16 protein-coding genes, 1 pseudogene and 1 riboswitch are annotated in these 15,727 nt (G+C 41.8%); of the genes and pseudogenes, 1 reads left to right on the forward strand and 16 read right to left on the reverse strand.

Features of this window, described 5'->3' with window-relative positions; genetic code table 11:
* Positions 1–119: 119 nt before the first annotated feature.
* From QR42_RS17865 to QR42_RS17890, 6 genes are all read right to left on the reverse strand, one after another.
* Positions 120–854 carry an energy-coupling factor transporter transmembrane component T family protein gene (locus QR42_RS17865; protein WP_039182602.1) on the reverse strand — a complete coding sequence of 245 codons (735 nt, stop codon included), beginning with the start codon at positions 852–854 and terminating at the stop codon, positions 120–122.
* Positions 844–2,442: an ABC transporter ATP-binding protein gene (locus QR42_RS17870; RefSeq protein ID WP_039182605.1), complete on the reverse strand. Its 1,599-nt coding sequence runs from the start codon at positions 2,440–2,442 to the stop codon at positions 844–846. The genes QR42_RS17865 and QR42_RS17870 overlap by 11 nt, the downstream gene beginning before the upstream one ends.
* Positions 2,417–3,016 carry an ECF transporter S component gene (locus tag QR42_RS17875; RefSeq protein ID WP_025093768.1) on the reverse strand — a complete coding sequence of 200 codons (600 nt, stop codon included), beginning with the start codon at positions 3,014–3,016 and terminating at the stop codon, positions 2,417–2,419. Before QR42_RS17875 ends, QR42_RS17870 begins: the two co-directional genes overlap by 26 nt.
* The gene (tenA, locus tag QR42_RS17880) at positions 3,013–3,699 is read right to left on the reverse strand and encodes a thiaminase II (protein WP_039182608.1); all 687 of its coding nucleotides are present in this window, start codon (positions 3,697–3,699) and stop codon (positions 3,013–3,015) included. The genes QR42_RS17875 and tenA overlap by 4 nt, the downstream gene beginning before the upstream one ends.
* A gap of 87 nt (positions 3,700–3,786) precedes the next feature.
* Positions 3,787–3,890, reverse strand: a riboswitch (TPP riboswitch).
* Positions 3,891–3,946: 56 nt separating this feature from the next.
* Positions 3,947–5,074: a hypothetical protein gene (locus tag QR42_RS17885; protein WP_039182611.1), complete on the reverse strand. Its 1,128-nt coding sequence runs from the start codon at positions 5,072–5,074 to the stop codon at positions 3,947–3,949.
* 140 nt (positions 5,075–5,214) lie between these two features.
* Positions 5,215–5,871 carry a type 1 glutamine amidotransferase domain-containing protein gene (locus QR42_RS17890; protein WP_039182614.1) on the reverse strand — a complete coding sequence of 219 codons (657 nt, stop codon included), beginning with the start codon at positions 5,869–5,871 and terminating at the stop codon, positions 5,215–5,217.
* A 258-nt stretch (positions 5,872–6,129) separates the two neighbouring features.
* On the opposite strand from QR42_RS17890, the gene QR42_RS19515 reads away from it, so the two are divergent.
* Positions 6,130–6,294 (forward strand): hypothetical protein, encoded by a 165-nt coding sequence (locus QR42_RS19515; protein WP_003214630.1) that lies wholly within the window; start codon positions 6,130–6,132, stop codon positions 6,292–6,294.
* A 35-nt stretch (positions 6,295–6,329) separates the two neighbouring features.
* Here the strand turns inward: QR42_RS19515 and QR42_RS17895 are convergent, their stop codons facing one another.
* The 10 genes and pseudogenes from QR42_RS17895 to QR42_RS17940 all read right to left on the reverse strand — a co-directional run bounded on the left by QR42_RS17895 (position 6,330) and on the right by QR42_RS17940 (position 15,709).
* On the reverse strand, positions 6,330–6,701 hold the full coding sequence (locus QR42_RS17895; protein WP_034281380.1) for a DUF1304 domain-containing protein: 372 nt from the start codon (positions 6,699–6,701) through the stop codon (positions 6,330–6,332).
* 5 nt (positions 6,702–6,706) lie between these two features.
* Positions 6,707–6,961: an ORF6C domain-containing protein gene (locus tag QR42_RS17900; RefSeq protein ID WP_039182618.1), complete on the reverse strand. Its 255-nt coding sequence runs from the start codon at positions 6,959–6,961 to the stop codon at positions 6,707–6,709.
* Between the two features lie 204 nt (positions 6,962–7,165).
* Positions 7,166–9,547: an immune inhibitor A domain-containing protein gene (locus tag QR42_RS17905; RefSeq protein ID WP_039182623.1), complete on the reverse strand. Its 2,382-nt coding sequence runs from the start codon at positions 9,545–9,547 to the stop codon at positions 7,166–7,168.
* A 189-nt stretch (positions 9,548–9,736) separates the two neighbouring features.
* The gene (locus QR42_RS17910; RefSeq protein ID WP_039182626.1) at positions 9,737–10,030 is read right to left on the reverse strand and encodes a putative quinol monooxygenase; all 294 of its coding nucleotides are present in this window, start codon (positions 10,028–10,030) and stop codon (positions 9,737–9,739) included.
* A 25-nt stretch (positions 10,031–10,055) separates the two neighbouring features.
* Entirely contained in the window at positions 10,056–10,694 is a 639-nt protein-coding gene (locus tag QR42_RS17915) for a nitroreductase family protein (protein WP_039182629.1), read from the reverse strand.
* Between the two features lie 13 nt (positions 10,695–10,707).
* Positions 10,708–11,192: pseudogene (locus QR42_RS17920) on the reverse strand (MarR family winged helix-turn-helix transcriptional regulator).
* 140 nt (positions 11,193–11,332) lie between these two features.
* Positions 11,333–12,634, reverse strand: coding sequence for a pyrimidine-nucleoside phosphorylase (locus QR42_RS17925; protein WP_039182634.1), 1,302 nt, complete (start codon positions 12,632–12,634; stop codon positions 11,333–11,335).
* Positions 12,635–12,660: 26 nt separating this feature from the next.
* Positions 12,661–13,842, reverse strand: coding sequence for a NupC/NupG family nucleoside CNT transporter (locus QR42_RS17930; RefSeq protein ID WP_039182637.1), 1,182 nt, complete (start codon positions 13,840–13,842; stop codon positions 12,661–12,663).
* 166 nt (positions 13,843–14,008) lie between these two features.
* On the reverse strand, positions 14,009–14,680 hold the full coding sequence (gene deoC / locus QR42_RS17935) for a deoxyribose-phosphate aldolase (RefSeq protein ID WP_039182640.1): 672 nt from the start codon (positions 14,678–14,680) through the stop codon (positions 14,009–14,011).
* Positions 14,681–14,764: 84 nt separating this feature from the next.
* Positions 14,765–15,709, reverse strand: coding sequence for a DNA-binding transcriptional repressor DeoR (locus QR42_RS17940; protein WP_039182643.1), 945 nt, complete (start codon positions 15,707–15,709; stop codon positions 14,765–14,767).
* Positions 15,710–15,727: the final 18 nt, after the last annotated feature.

Below are 15,727 nucleotides of genomic sequence, written 5' to 3' on the forward strand. Positions count from 1 at the left end.
ACACCTTCTTTATCGGTTCGTTATATGATCTATTACAGCCTGTAATGTGTACTAATATCAATCAAATGACCTAAGGCATATAAAAAGCCCACATTCTATCAAGAGAATGTGGGTGTTTTTTAAACAAGGTAAATGCCTATAAAGACACTGATACCGATGAGAAAAAGATACATATAGTCAATCCATGAGGTGCTGATGATATGATAATACGTTCGCTCTCTCGTCCCTGTGAAGCCCCTGGCTTCCATCGCAATCGCTAAGCGCTCTGATTTTCGTACACCTTGTGTAAAAAGGGGTAATGCATAACGCATAAAGGCTTTCCAGCTGTTTTTTTGCTTGTAGCCTCTGATTTTATGTGCAGCCTTCATTTGTTTTAATTCACTTTGAAATAACGGAATAAACCGGAAGCCGGCAAGCATCCCATACGCCCATTTTGGGGACATTCGGCATTGGTGAATCAGACTCATCATAAATGCCGTCAAATCTGTTGTGGACGTAAAAAGGAGACCAAATGTCACAAATCCAAGCATTCTGAAAGCGATGGTGAGACCATTTCTTAAACTCTCCTCCGTGATATGAAACCACGCCCACTTCCAAACAGTATGATCCCCCTTGCCGAATGCCGCCATCATCCAAAAGACGAGAATAAAAAAGAGCAGATAAGGGACAAGCCTTGTGATGAGATACTTCATATTCCATCCACCTAAAACAAGTCCAATGCCAAGAGCAAACAGCCAGATGATAAAGGTTGTTTTAGGATCAGATATCGCCATGAGGCAGCCCATCGCAAGCAGGTGAGCGAGTAATTTCATGACTGGATTCACAGTAGAAAGAAAGGAATGATTACTTTGCAATTGTCAGCACATCCTTTCTTTCTGCCACATAGCGATAATGTAAGGGAGCTCTCAGCTGATAAGCATCGACAAGTTCCTGATTTGAAAATAGATCATAAGGGAGACCATCATATACATGCTTGCCTTGATGAAAAAGAAGCACTTGATCGGCACATTCATCGACAAGCTCCATATCATGTGTAACCATCACAATGGTCGTGCCTTGGCGTTGCCGTTCTTTTAAACGCCTCATTAATTCCTTCGCTGTTTTTTCATCCTGACCGAAAGTCGGTTCATCTAACAGCAATACATCTTGATCAAAAAGGAGCATCGTGGCAACACTCAATCTTCTTTTTTGCCCTAAACTTAAGGTGAAGGGATGTGCTTTTGCATGCTTCTCTAAACCGAACTCTTTCAGCAGCTGGGCCGTTTTTTCTTGTACGACTGATTCTGGCCAGTTTCGCTGTCTGCCGCCAAAGGCGATTTCATCGAATACTGTGTCTTGTATAAATTGAAGCTCCGGATTTTGAAACACAAAGCCTGCTTTTTCATAGAGTAGTCGGTCAGACCATTTTTTAAGGTCTGTTTCTTTTAAGAAAATATGACCTTTTTTAGCTGGCTCTAAGCGGATCAAATGTTTGAGAAACGTACTTTTTCCGCTCCCATTTTCTCCAATAATCGCCACCCAATCTCCTGCTTTGATATCAAGCTGAAGGTTACTCATAATCCTTTTTTTCCCGTAGCTTAATTGAAGATTTTCTGTACGAATCATTGTCTCTCGTTCGATTGACGGCACTTTTTCATGCTGCGCTTGTCTTGCTTCATAGGTTTGCATAAAGGTTTGACTCAGTGGATGAAATGGATCTTGAATAATCGTGGACCATTTCTCGGGAAATAATTTTGGCCGCCAAATTCCTGCCTCTTTCATTTCTTCCTCATATGTCACGAGCACATCTTTTGGAGCTCCATCTGCTAAAATGCTGCCTTGATCATCTAATAAAATCACCCGATCCATCCATTCGATGACTCCGTCAAGCACATGCTCTACAAAAATCATGGTTTGCTGCTGATCGGCTGCAAGCTGCTGCAGCAGTTGAAATATGTCCATTCTACCTGCCGGGTCAAGCTGTGCGGTTGGTTCATCAAAGAATAGAACATCCGGCTGTAATGCTAGTAAACAAGCAAGTGCCAATCGCTGCTTCATGCCGCCAGATAAAGTGTGAATCTCTGTATGCGGATCGACATCCAGTTGGACTTTTTGCATGAGCTGCTGAATGATGTCATCCATCTCTTCACGTGGGACGGAACGATTCTCTAAGCTAAAGGCAATTTCTTCATTGACGCGGTGCATACAAAACTGAGAGTCTGGATCTTGAAACATGACGCCTGTATGTCTTTGTAACACCACTTCGCCCTGCATGTCTGCTTCCACATGCTCTGGAATGATTCCAGCCAGAACCGAAATGAGCGTGGATTTCCCGCTTCCGCTCGGTCCTAAAATAAGCACCTTTTCCCCTTTTTGAATCGTAAGAGAGATTTGATGCAAAACTGGCTTAGGCTGTTCATAAAAACGGACAGTCAGATCATTGCACGCGAGAAATGAATTCATGCTGTTCACCTTTATTTCGTTTTTCTTTCATGATGGCATATTGATTGAGTACACCAGTTTTGGATAGTGCGTCCACCACCACTTTCGCAAGGCATCCGCCAAGTATCATTCCACTAATGATTTGAGTCACAAGCGTCATAAGTAAAACTTGAGGCGTATAATATCCGAAGCCATTTGCCACGAGACTGTACGCCATCGCTCCGATAGCGGCAAAGGCACCAGACAGCATCAGTGTCCACATGCGGTATCGTTTATACCCAAAAAGAGCGAAGGCGATTTCTGCCCCAAGCCCTTGGCATACACCAATCAGCAGAGCTGAAAGTCCGAAGTGGCTGCCTGTCAATAATTCCACAGCCGCGGCAGCTGTTTCCGCAATCAGGGCAGCCCCCGGCTTTTGAATGATATACGCAACGATTGGACTGGCAATGACCCATATTCCAAACATGATATTGCCTCCTGCTGGGCCAACAAGTGCTGTAATCGGTAAGTAAAGTGTGGACCATCCTAAATAGATCACACCGCACGCAACGGATAAAATCACGGCAAGGACGACTTCTTTCATCTTCCATGTCATGATGTATGCACCTCCAGTTGAACTGGCCACTCTTCAACAGTAAAGGCCATTTCCCAAAACTTGTATTCGAGCTGGCAACTTAAGATAAAATGCTGTTTCATTTTTTCCTTTTCCTTCTCACTTGCTGCTTCCGCCAATTGATCGAGCCGCTTGCAAAGCTCACCTGTGACAGAATCGGTTAATCCTCCATAAAACGTGATCCATTCATAAAACGGATGTGACGGGTCTGGCTGCACATCTGTGAGCATTCGTTTCCCTATTTCCCAATATGTCCAAGGACATGGAAGCAGGACAGCGATGATTTCACCAAGCGTACCTTCCTGTGCGACTTGCAGCATGTGATGAATATAGTGATGAGCACTCGGAGCCAAAGAAGCACCTTGGAGCCCATCATATGCTACTCCTGCCACTCGGCAAAGGTTTTGATGGGGGTGCGTTTCACTATCTAGTACAAACGCAATCTGCTGATGAAAAAACGCAATATCCTCTCTGTCTGTACATCTGCTGAGCGCTGCTGCATAAATTTTAATGAATGCTTGTAAGTATTCTGCATCCTGTTTGACATAATGAATGATCTGTTCCTTTTCCAGCTTTCCTGCTGCCAGGCCTCTGACGAACGGATGCTGATAAATGGCTTCAAATAACGGTTCTGCTTCTTTCCTTAATTGCGTAGAAAATGTCATAAAAAAAGCCTCCTCTTCTTCAGTTGAATAAATGAAAAAGCCACCCCAAATGGAGCGGCCTTCTTATCGATTCAATCATGAATAAGACAAGGTCCAGCTCCACTTCCCTCCGCTAGTACGAACTAGATCAGGTTCAAAGGGTCCAAGATTTTCTCTTGTCTCAGTCATACATGACTCCCCTAGTGGACTTTTGTCATTTAATTATCTTTACTCTACACATGTGGCGATTTGATGTCAACCGCCTTTCTTAATTCAACGTTCTGATTGTTGGCAGTTTCTCGATCCCTGCAGCATAGTAGAAATTCAACACACTGAAGAAATCGATCGGCTTTCCTGTTTTTAAATCTACAGCTAAAATATGATCACCGTAATTTGTCATATCATCAATATCTAAGCGTCTTGGTGTCGTCTTCCCAAGTGTATCAACAAAGCTACTATGGTAGTACTGCCCGCTAGCAAACGATGATTCATGATACATAAATAAAGTCTCCACATCTAAGTAGACGAGAATGGCCTCTGAGGAACTTGCGTATGGAGCAGAGTACGACACTGGTGCTGAAATACTTTTCACCTTCACACTGTCAACAGAATGAGTTCTCTGTTCATATTTTCCATCATATGAGAAGTAAAATACACGCTCCCATTTATAATCGGCGGTCTTAGATTGTTTGTTATATACTTTTGTACCATTTGCGAAAACATCCCCATTGGCATACGTAGCGACAAAGTATTGCAATGTTGATGACAGGGATTCAGCACCTGTGAAATTTGGTGGGTTTTTTGCATTCACCTGTAATGTATATGAGTCTCCAAAGTCTCCACCGCTGGTAATACCAAACGCATAATCACCCGCTGGTAAATTGCTTAACGCGAGCAGACTGCCTGCCGGTTGAATAAGATCCGTTGGGTAGGCTTGTCCTGTTTCATAATCAACAACAAACAATTGAACGAAATAATCAGGGTTTGAAGAGGTAATCCGGCTGATGAGTGCCTGAGGTGAAGATGTGCTTAAAAACCATAAATCAACTGGGTCGTCCTCTGTTAAGACAGCCGATTGATTTATGGCTAGTCCATCAATGGAGCGAACGGCAGACGTGCGCATTTTGCCATCTTTAGCAGCTTTTCGTTTGATGCTGATTCCTTTCTTCTTATCCACTTTAAATGATTTTTTCACTTGCTTCTGTTGGATAGCGGTTCCTTCATCCTGCTTTAAAAACGACTCTTGCACTTGCTGAATCGCTTTTTCTGTCAGTGGTGATCGTTTCCCACTTGATTTTGGTGCTTCTTCTGCTTTTAATGCTGGTGAAAACAAACCTGTTGCGACGAGTAAAACAGACAGTAAAGCTGCAGTGATTTTGACATAAAATGCTCTCACAGGAACATCCCCTTTTCCTCATTTGGGTTTTTTACCCTGTGATAATTTTACCATTATTCCAATCATTGTTTTGGTCTTTTTTGGGACATTTTTATAACAAAAAAACCAGCCGCATGAGTAACGGCTGGTTTTTGAACGTTTTATGCAATAGTTTTGACAAACAAACGTGCTGTTTCTGCACTTGATCCTGGGTTTTGTCCAGTAATGATTTGACCGTCAACGACAGCAAATGGCGCAAAGGCATCACCTTTTTCAAACGCTGCCCCTTGCTCACGAAGTTTTGTTTCCAATAAAAATGGAACCTTTGATGTCAGCTGCACGGCTTCCTCTTCTTCGTTGGTAAAGCCTGTGATTTTTTTGCCTTCGATAAATGATTTGCCATTTTTGTCCTTCACATCAACGAATGCTGAAACACCATGACAAACGGCTCCGATCGCACCCTTTTTATCTGAAACCGCTAAGATCGCATCCGCTACCAATTGATTAGACGCAAAGTCGATCATAGGGCCGTGTCCCCCAGCAAAGAAAATGCCGTCATAATCAGCTGGATTCACATCTGTAAGCGCCTTTGTGTCTTGAAGTCGTTCATACACATCTTGATATTGCGCTGGGACACCTTCAGGAATTGAATTTTTGTCAATTGGTACAGTGCCACCTTGAATAGAGACAATTTGTACTTCTAGTTCATTTTCTTGAAAAATATGAAATGGCTCTGCTAACTCTTCTAGCCATAAGCCTGTTGGATGTCCATTCATTTCTGGGCTGCTTGTCGATACTAATAACACTTTCTTACTCATCTTGATCATCCTTTCGATTTATCCTGTGGTTATTTTATATTTTGCACAATTAAATATCAAGCAATATGACTTCGGTTCAATTCTTTATGTTATACCCGATTTTCTAAAAAATATGGTATGACTCAAAATCTAATCAATATGTCACATTCTATTGGTAGGGAATTTCATGTAAAATTGTCATTGAGTGATATAATATGAGGAAAGATTGACAGATCTCTCGTGTCACATGAGGGGATTTTTAAAGGAGTGGAAAAAGAGATGAAAACCTATTCGATTGTGATGATCATCATCACGCTCTGTATTATATTGGCCGTCTTTTTAATGAACCTAACAGGGGTCATGTACGGAAAAATCATTTTGGCCGTTGCTGTTGCCCTTTGTCTGACATCCATTATTCGTTTGATGGGACTTCGAAAAAGATAAAAGCCGCCCTTTCTAGGGGCGGCTTTATTTTAAGATTAGATCGCCAGCATCAGTGCAATTAATGCAAGAAGCGCTGGTACTCCTTGTTTGATGATAATTGATTTATTGGATGTTACACCGCCAAATACTGCTGCGATGATGACACAAAGAATGAAAAATAGCTGAATCATATATCCAACGGTATTCGATCCAAGAATGAGTCCCCAAATGAGTCCTGCTGCTAAAAACCCGTTATAAAGCCCCTGATTAGCAAACATCACTTTGACATTTGGATCTTTTTGCAAGTGTTCTGGCAGCTTAAAAGATCTCTTCGCCATCTTTGATTCCATAAAAAACATTTCTAATAACATGATGACAATGTGTTCTAATGCGACAATTCCTACTAAAATCATTGCTAAAATATTCAATTTAGTTAATTCCTTTCTGATAGACGGTCACGAATTTCTATTTTATCCGTGTATAAATCAAAGTCTTGTATTAATTCTAGCGCTTCTGTAAAGCGACTTTGTGGAATGTCTTTCATTTTTCTCACGCCGAATTCCTTTTTAATAAAAGCCATGATGGTATTGATATGAAGCTTACCATGACCATCATACTCCAAATGGCTGCAAAAAGTCTGCATCGTCCCTCGAATCACCTTTAATTGCTTGGCAGTGACATAACTCATTGGTAACGCTCATCCTTTCCTTTGTTTTAACAGCTAAAAGAATCATGGTTGAAAGAAAATCTTCCAGGCTCTATTATATAATGGTTTCATTCGGATATCAAAATAAAAAAGAACAGACATTCGATTAAAAACCAAATCGTGTCCTTATAATCCTTTTCTCACATATCAAAAAGCCGAATTCAATAGTAGAATCCGGCTTTCTATTTAGTTACTTTTCGAAATTAACACCTTTCCAACAGAACGATCCTTACTTTGTCCAACGACTTTAAAGGATAATCCATAGTTCGGTACATCGCGTCCTGCATCTGGGTTATTTGGATTCACATAGTTCTTTTTATCACTAAATGTACGAGTCGGGCGAATGTAGCGATCTTGCAAAGTTAAGCCCGTTGTTGCTGTATAATCGATATTCAGCTTCGTACTTGGATTCAAAGAGAATGCTGCATCATGTACTTGGAAGCCTGTGGCGGCAATGGAACCGTCACTCCATTTTAATACTTGCTGATCTGCATCTACTACGCCAAGGAAGCCGTTCCCCGGATGCTTTCCAACCCAGTTATCACTGTACGATTGATCGACTAACCACACGACCAAACCGTTATTATAGCTCATCAGACTTGCACCGCGTTTAATATGCTTTAAGCCTTTATCGACATCAGCATAAGAGCGCCACTCTAGTAAATAGTATTGTGCTGCATATTGTTTTCCATTAGATTTTGAGAATCCATTAAAGGTAAAAGTAGATGTATCCTCGGCATCATCTGACCATACGTTCGTTCCATCTGCTTTGACGTTCAGATCATCTACAAATAAACCTGGAAGTGAATAGCCTGCATCGGTTGTGTAACGGAATTGCAGGTCGATTTTCTTCCCTGCATAAGCAGACAGGTCAAAGGATGCATCTACCCAGCCGTCTGATTTTCCATCGATGCCATTGCCTTCGTTTGCACCTGCTTCATTTCGATCATTCGTGATGTTACCCGCGATGGTCTTCCATTGATCAGTCCCTGTTTCACGCACTTCGACATACGCATAATCATAATCTTCTTCAATATCGTACCATGCTTTAAATGTCAGCTCTGCTTTGCTTCCTTTTGACAAATCAATACCTGTTGTCGTCATAGTTGCATTCAAATTGTCACCCGTTCCGCTGAAGTACGAATATTTTCCTTGAGCAGGTGTCGTAACGACAATCTCTTTATCTGGTAAATCGACTCGAACGGCGTCATGGTTCGTTCCTTTTGTTGCTGCTTCATCAATTAAGACGGTTTTGCTTTTCTTTAATGTTTTACCATCGATGGTTTGTCCAGAAAGCCAGTTGCCCCCATGCAGATTTTGAAGCATTTCTTTCGCATATGGGCTAAAGCCTGTTGGTTCCGTACCAGGCACTTTACCTGCCCAGCTTCCGCTTGACATGATCGACCAGTAAGAAACGGGCTCTCCGTTGCCTGTGTACTGTGTATCGTACTCGTCAGGAAGACCAAGATCATGTCCGAATTCATGTGTAAACACACCTGCTGCGCCATCTTCAGGCTCAATGGTGTAATCCAATGCGCCTATTTTCCCGCCTTGTCCGACTTCAGATTCAGTATCCGGAATTTCAAATACATCACCAAGTGACCAGCGGTGTGACCAAATCGCATCAGCGCCAAGTTGTCCGCCGCCTGCTTCTTCACCTACACCCGCGTGAACGACCATCAGATGGTCAATGATGCCGTCTGGCTCGTTATAAACACCGTCGCCATCAATATCATAGCGGTCCCATTGATCATACTCCCCAAGATCAACATTTGGATCTTTTGCTGCTGCTTCGAGTGCTTCTTTTACCAATTCGCGCGGTCTGCCGTCACTGCCTGAATCGTCAGGTACGTTCCCTCCGTAATAAGCTGCTTCATGCTTCGCTGTATACCATCCTGCAACTGTTCCACTGACTGTGTAACTGCCGCCGGACTGCTTTTCATAATATTGCTTCATGGATACTTTTCGTTTCCCATCTGGACCGATGTAGCCATTTTTTCCGAAAAGCATATCTTGATAATGCTGTTGATCAAACTTGTCATAATACATATCAGTCTCTTCTTTTTTGATACTATTATGCTTATAATCTTTAAAATCTACTAATAAAACCAATACCTTATCATTGCGGACGTCACCTTTATACTTTTCCTTTTTGACCGGTTTTACTTGATTGCCTTCTTTTCCTTTATGCTTCTTTAACTTTTTCTTTTTTGCAAGTTTGTTATGTACCTCTTGTTTGTATTCTTTCAGGAATTCAGGCTCTTCTGTTAAGGTGCTGGCACTTTGTTTCATTGCCGATTCTTCTTTTTTCTTTAGATAGTTCTTTAATGCTTTTTGGGTTTCTACCTCATTGGCATTCTTTTTGATCTTTCCTTGTTTTTTCAAGGCTTTGACGAGACGGTCTTCATTTACGACACTTGAGTCAAATGGAATACCTGAATAATGACCGCCATCAGAGGATGTTGATTTTTCTGTGGTGTGGGCAGATAGAGGGGTGCTGAAAGCTGTCAATGTTCCTAAACTTAGGACAGCGGTTAGTGCAATTTTCGTCCATTTCCCTTGTTTCATTTTGGTTCCTCCCTATTTTGGTAATAAATAATATCTAATTCTAGCATATTCCAATATAGTTAAGTCGAAAAACATTTTATTTTCAGAAATTTTGTGGAAAATGCACAATACGTGAATGAAATGGGTGGAACCATATGTCGAAAATAAAAGAACCCTAGGCGATAACCGCCTAGGGTGTTTGTTGTTTTTCTATGAAAGCTGCTGGCCTTGAAAGGCAACCACGTCAAGTGGAGCGGCTAAGAATTCTTTTGCCTTCGCTACGAACGCTTGGAAATGAGCACTTGCATTATGGCTTTGAACCGCTGCGTCATCTTTCCACACTTCTACCATTAAAAAGGTATTTTCCTTATCTGTATCCTTGAACAGCTTGTAGGAAACATTGCCTTCTTCAGCCTGTGAAGCTTTCATTAATTCATTGATTTCTTCTAAAAATACGTTTTCTTTTTCTGGATGAATGGTCATCCCTGCATGAATAATAATCATTTGATCGTCTCCTTTTGAAAAGATATTATTTCCACTCAGCAATACGATCAACCGGTAAACGGTAAGATGCATAGCCTTCGTCAGCTGCTTTCCCAATTGATAGCAGCATGACTGGTACATAACGTTCTTTATCCCAGCCAAATGTTTCAGCGATTACTTCTTTATCATATCCGCCAATTGGATTTGTATCATAACCGTGTGCACGTGCAGCAAGCATAAGCTGCATAGACACAATCCCACCGTCAATTAAAATTGTTTCGCGGTTCACTTGCTCTGGAAGAACTTCAAAGTGTGCAGTTAATGCAGCAATTTGTCTTTCTTTCACTTCTTGCGGCATGTAGCCATGCTCTACTGCTTTTGAGTAAATTTCTTCTAAGTATTCATCGCTTTTCATATCTGCAAATACTGCAATGACAGCTGCTGATGTTGACACTTGTGTTTGGTTGAATTTTGCAAGTGGTGCAAGCTTTTCTTTCCCTTCTGGGCTGTCAATCACCATGAAGCGCCAAGGCTGTGCATTCACTGATGATGGTGCAGTTGTTGCTTCTTCTAAAATCTCTGTCATTTCTTCTTTGCTGATTTTCACAGATGGATCATAGTTACGAATAGAGCGGCGCCCTTTCATAATTTCCATAAAATCGTTTGTTTTTAATGTTGTAGCCATGTGTAACACTCCTTTAGGTTGTTTGAATCTTTTCGATGTTTTGTTGTATACGGATGAGCACATCAGTGAGAAGCCTTCGTTCTTCTTCACTTACGTTTTCAAGCATTTCTGAGATAAATCGTTCTTTTTCTATTTTAGAAGCTTCGATTCTTGTTCTGCCTTCGTCTGTTAAGCGAACAAGTGTGACTCGATTGTCTTCTGGTTTTCTTCTGCGTGTGACCATTCCTTTTGTTTCTAACTGTTTCAAGTGACGCGTCACAGCTGCACTATCAATATTTACTTTTTTCTGCAAATCTGATTGGCTGATTTCATCGGCTTGGAATAACAGCGATAACAACTCAAGTCTTGATTGGCTGATGCCCGTGCATGCTTCGAACTTCACGCCCATCATACGGTTCACGCACTGCAAACGATATAATACCTCTGCCTCTTCAGAGCAAAATGCAGTCAATGCCATCCCCTCTTTTCTATTCAGAAATCAATTACTTGATATATCAATCATTGACTCGTCAATTAATATACACCCATTATTTGATGATTGCAAGAGGTTTGTTTCATAAAGTGAATTTTTTTATTTCAATAGAAAATGACGAGCATAAAAAAAGACAAAAGCGACGAATCACTTTTGTCCTTTTTCTTTATTCAGTAATGACCGTGTGGATCAAAGTTGGTGCATCGGCATGATCAGCGATGCGGATGTTGTCATAAATTTTCTCCATGACATTTGCAACATCTTCTCGATTCGCATGCAGAGTCACAAGTGAATCTCCTTTTTCAACACGATCGCCCACTTTTTTGTTCAGCATGATGCCGACAGATAGGTCGATATCATCCTCTTTTGTTGCGCGTCCTGCTCCAAGGATCATCGCTGCAACACCGATTTCATCCGCGACGATTTCAGCTACGACACCTGATTCTTTTGCAGGTACTTCGATTTTGTAAGGTGCTTGCGGCAGTTTTTCAGGCTGATCCACAATTGAGCTGTCTCCACCTTGGTTTTCTAAGAATTCCTTGAATTTCTCAAGTGCTTTGCCGTTTTTCATCACTTCAATCAGCTTTTCTCTTGCTTCATCAAGTGTGTCTGCTTTTTTCGCAAGAACGACCATTTGACTTCCTAATGTGAGCACAAGCTCGTTTAAGTCTTCAGGACCTTCGCCTCGAAGCGTATCAATCGCTTCTTTCACTTCAAGGGAATTTCCAATCGCTAATCCTAGCGGCTGGGACATGTCAGAGATGACCGCCATCGTTTGTCTGCCTACGTTATTTCCGATGCGCACCATGGCTTTTGCAAGCTTCTCTGAGTCTTCTGGTGTTTTCATGAAAGCACCTGCGCCTGTTTTCACATCGAGTACAATCGCATCTGCACCAGCAGCAATTTTCTTACTCATAATGGAGCTTGCAATAAGCGGAATTGAGTTAACAGTTCCTGTCACATCACGAAGAGCATACAGCTTTTTATCAGCTGGTGTCAGGTTGCCTGATTGGCCAATGACCGCTACTTTATGACGGTTCACGAGCTCGATGAATTCGTCTTTTGTAATTTCTACGTGGAAGCCTTTGACCGCTTCAAGCTTGTCCACTGTACCGCCTGTATGCCCAAGGCCGCGCCCAGACATTTTCGCAACAGGTACATCTAGTGCCGCAACAAGAGGAGCGAGTACAAGCGTAGTTGTATCACCTACACCGCCTGTTGAGTGCTTATCTACTTTAATACCCTCAATAGCAGACAGGTCAATTGTATCTCCTGAGTTCGCCATAGCGAGTGTTAAGTCTGCACGTTCTTGATCCGTCATATCTTGGAAGAAAATTGCCATAGCCAAGGCACTTGCTTGGTAGTCAGGAATTGTTCCGTCCGTATAACCTTTGACAAAGAAAGAAATTTCCTCTGAAGATAATTCTTTTCCGTCACGTTTTTTCGCAATGATATCTACCATTCTCATTGTTTTTCACCATTCCTTTTTTTAAATTAGAAAATTAAACCGACAACGCCTGCTGTTAAGAAGCTGACAAGAGTTGCACCGAATAACAGCTTTAATCCAAAGCGTGCGACAACGTTCCCTTGCTTTTCGTTTAAGCCTTTGACTGCTCCAGCAATGATACCGATAGAAGAGAAGTTCGCAAATGATACAAGGAATACAGAAATGATCGCTTCTGTACGAGCACTGAATTGGAAAGCATCACCGGATAGAATTTGCATTGCCACAAATTCGTTCGATACCATTTTGGTCGCCATAATGCTTCCTGCTTGTACCGCTTCGCTCCAAGGAACACCAACAATGAACGCAAATGGAGCAAAGACATATCCAAGTACATCTTGGAAAGAAACACCGATGGCAGCTGTAAAGATACCGTTAATCATCGCAATTAATGCAACGAATCCAATCAACATTGCAGCAACAACAATCGCTACTTTGAAACCATCCATAATGTATTCGCCAAGCATTTCGAAGAAGGATTGTCTTTCTTCCTCAACGACTTCAAGCATGTCTTCGTCCTTAGACACTTCATATGGATTGATGATCGATGCGATAATAAATCCACCAAATAGGTTCAGCACAAGTGCTGTAACCACGTACTCTGGTTTAATCATTTGCATGTACGCACCAACAATCGACATCGAAACCGTCGACATTGCAGATGCACATAATGTATAAAGACGCTGCTGTGGTAATAATCCAAGTTGTTTCTTAATAGAAATAAAGACTTCTGATTGACCTAAAATCGCAGACGCTACTGCGTTGTAAGATTCTAGTTTTCCCATACCGTTTACTTTACTAAGCAAATATCCGATTCCTCGTACGATAAGCGGAAGAATACGCCAATGCTGCAGGATACCGATTAACGCCGAGATAAAGACGATCGGCAGTAAAACATTGATGAAGAAAGTAGACGCTTTATCATTCATTAACCCGCCAAATACAAAGTTGATTCCTTCGCCGGCATAGCCTAGAAGCATTTGGAATCCTTTTGCAAAGCCTCCGACTAGGAAGTTTCCAACACCTGTATTGAGCAGAATATAACCTAAAATAAATTGCAGTACAATCATGACAATTACTGGACGGAATTTCACTCGTTTTTTCCCATTACTAGCCAGCCATGCAATGGCCAGAATCACTAGCAAACCGATGATACCAATCACGTATTTCATGTTTTTCCTCCTTGAATGAATTCGTTTACATTAATGCGCTTGTATGGAACAAACCCTATTTCGTAAACAAAACGCGGAAGAAATTCCCAGAAGAGAGGTCCTTCCGCATATGACTTTTTCATCATTTATGAGTCATGAATGTTATCCTACCATAGGATCGTATGAATTAATAGTCTTTCGAAGGAGATGATTGATCCCCTTTGATAATGGAAACGCCTGCACTTGCGCCAATACGGGTAGCACCTGCAGCTGTCATTGCCTCAACGTCTTCTTTTGTTCTCACGCCGCCTGATGCTTTCACACCGATGTCAGGTCCTACTGTTTTACGCATTAATGCGATGTCCTCAGCTGTTGCACCGCCTGTACTAAATCCAGTCGATGTTTTCACAAAATCAGCGCCCGCTTTCACTGAAAGCTCACAAGCTTTGACTTTTTCCTCATCAGTAAGTAAACATGTTTCAATGATAACTTTCACTAATGCTTTGCCTTTTGCTGCGTCTACAACTGCACGAATATCTTGTTCAACCACATCATATTCGCCGTCTTTCAATGCGGCAACATTGATGACCATGTCCACTTCTGTTGCACCGTTTTCAATCGCATCCTTTGTTTCGAATGCTTTCACCGCTGTTGTGTTAGCGCCTAATGGGAAACCGATGACTGTACATACATCAACACCTGTTCCTGCTAGTTCTTTCGACGCAAGAGATACCCAAGTTGGGTTCACGCAAACAGATGCAAATTGATGAGTCTTTGCTTCTTCAAGTAACTGCATAATTGCAGCTCTAGATGTATCTGGTTTTAGTGCTGTATGATCAATGAGCTTTGCTATCGTCATGCTTCACACTTCCTTTTAATTATGATACTTTCATCATATATGACGGATGAACAATTGTAAACATGGTTATGAAATTTTGTTCATCTATTTTGTGACATTTAAAAGAGCCCTCGCTGTGTGCTGATCGATGATCAATACATTCGCATATTTTCCTCTTAGTGCGCCGTGTATAGAAGCCACCTTTCGATGACCGCCAGCGACAAGAATGGATCGTTCTTTTTTCCTTAAATCATCTAACTCCACACCAATTGTGCGATTGTTAATGGCTTCACTGCAAATGCGTCCATCTTGATCATAAAAACGCGAGCAAATGTCTCCGACACTGGATGCCTTGAGGAGCGCTTTTTCTTCTTCACGGAAATAACCTAGTCTAAACAAAAGTGCCTCATCTCTTACCGTTCCAACAGTAAACACAGCGATATTCGCCTGCTTGCCCATTTCAATAATTCGCTGAATGTGTCTGTCCTGCTCAACCATTTCCTTGACAGCAGCACTATCAAATACAACAGGAAGCGGCAAATAGCGCGGTGCTGTTTGAAAGGCCTCAGCAAACAACTGAATGGTTTCCGCAGAATATGTATTCACATGAGAATGGCTGATTCCGCCCTTGAGCTGGACAACCTCTACACCTTTTACCTGTTTAGGTTGCATCTTTTGTGCAATTTGATACATAGTCGTTCCCCAGCTCACGCCAACGATATCACCGTCTTTCACCGTCTCTTGCAAGTAATCTGCACCAAATCGGCTCAAATAATCGGTGATGGTTGGATAGTCGTCCTTTGGCGAAAACACCACATGAGCTTCGAGCAGGTCATATTTTTCCTTGAGCAATGAAGAAAGCTCGTTTAAATCCTCAAACGGATCCATCACCGTAATCTGGACGTATCCCTTCTCTTTCGCATATTGAAGCAGCCGAGATACAGTCGGTCTCGACAAGTTGAGCTGCTTGGCAATTTCCTGCTGGCTGTAATCAGACAAATAGTAAAGCCTTGCCGCTTCAATACTCAGCTGTTGTTTCTCTCGATCCATTCATACGCCCCCTTTTTC

The organism is Bacillus sp. WP8 (assembly GCF_000800825.1).
In the GTDB taxonomy this organism is placed as follows: domain Bacteria; phylum Bacillota; class Bacilli; order Bacillales; family Bacillaceae; genus Bacillus; species Bacillus safensis.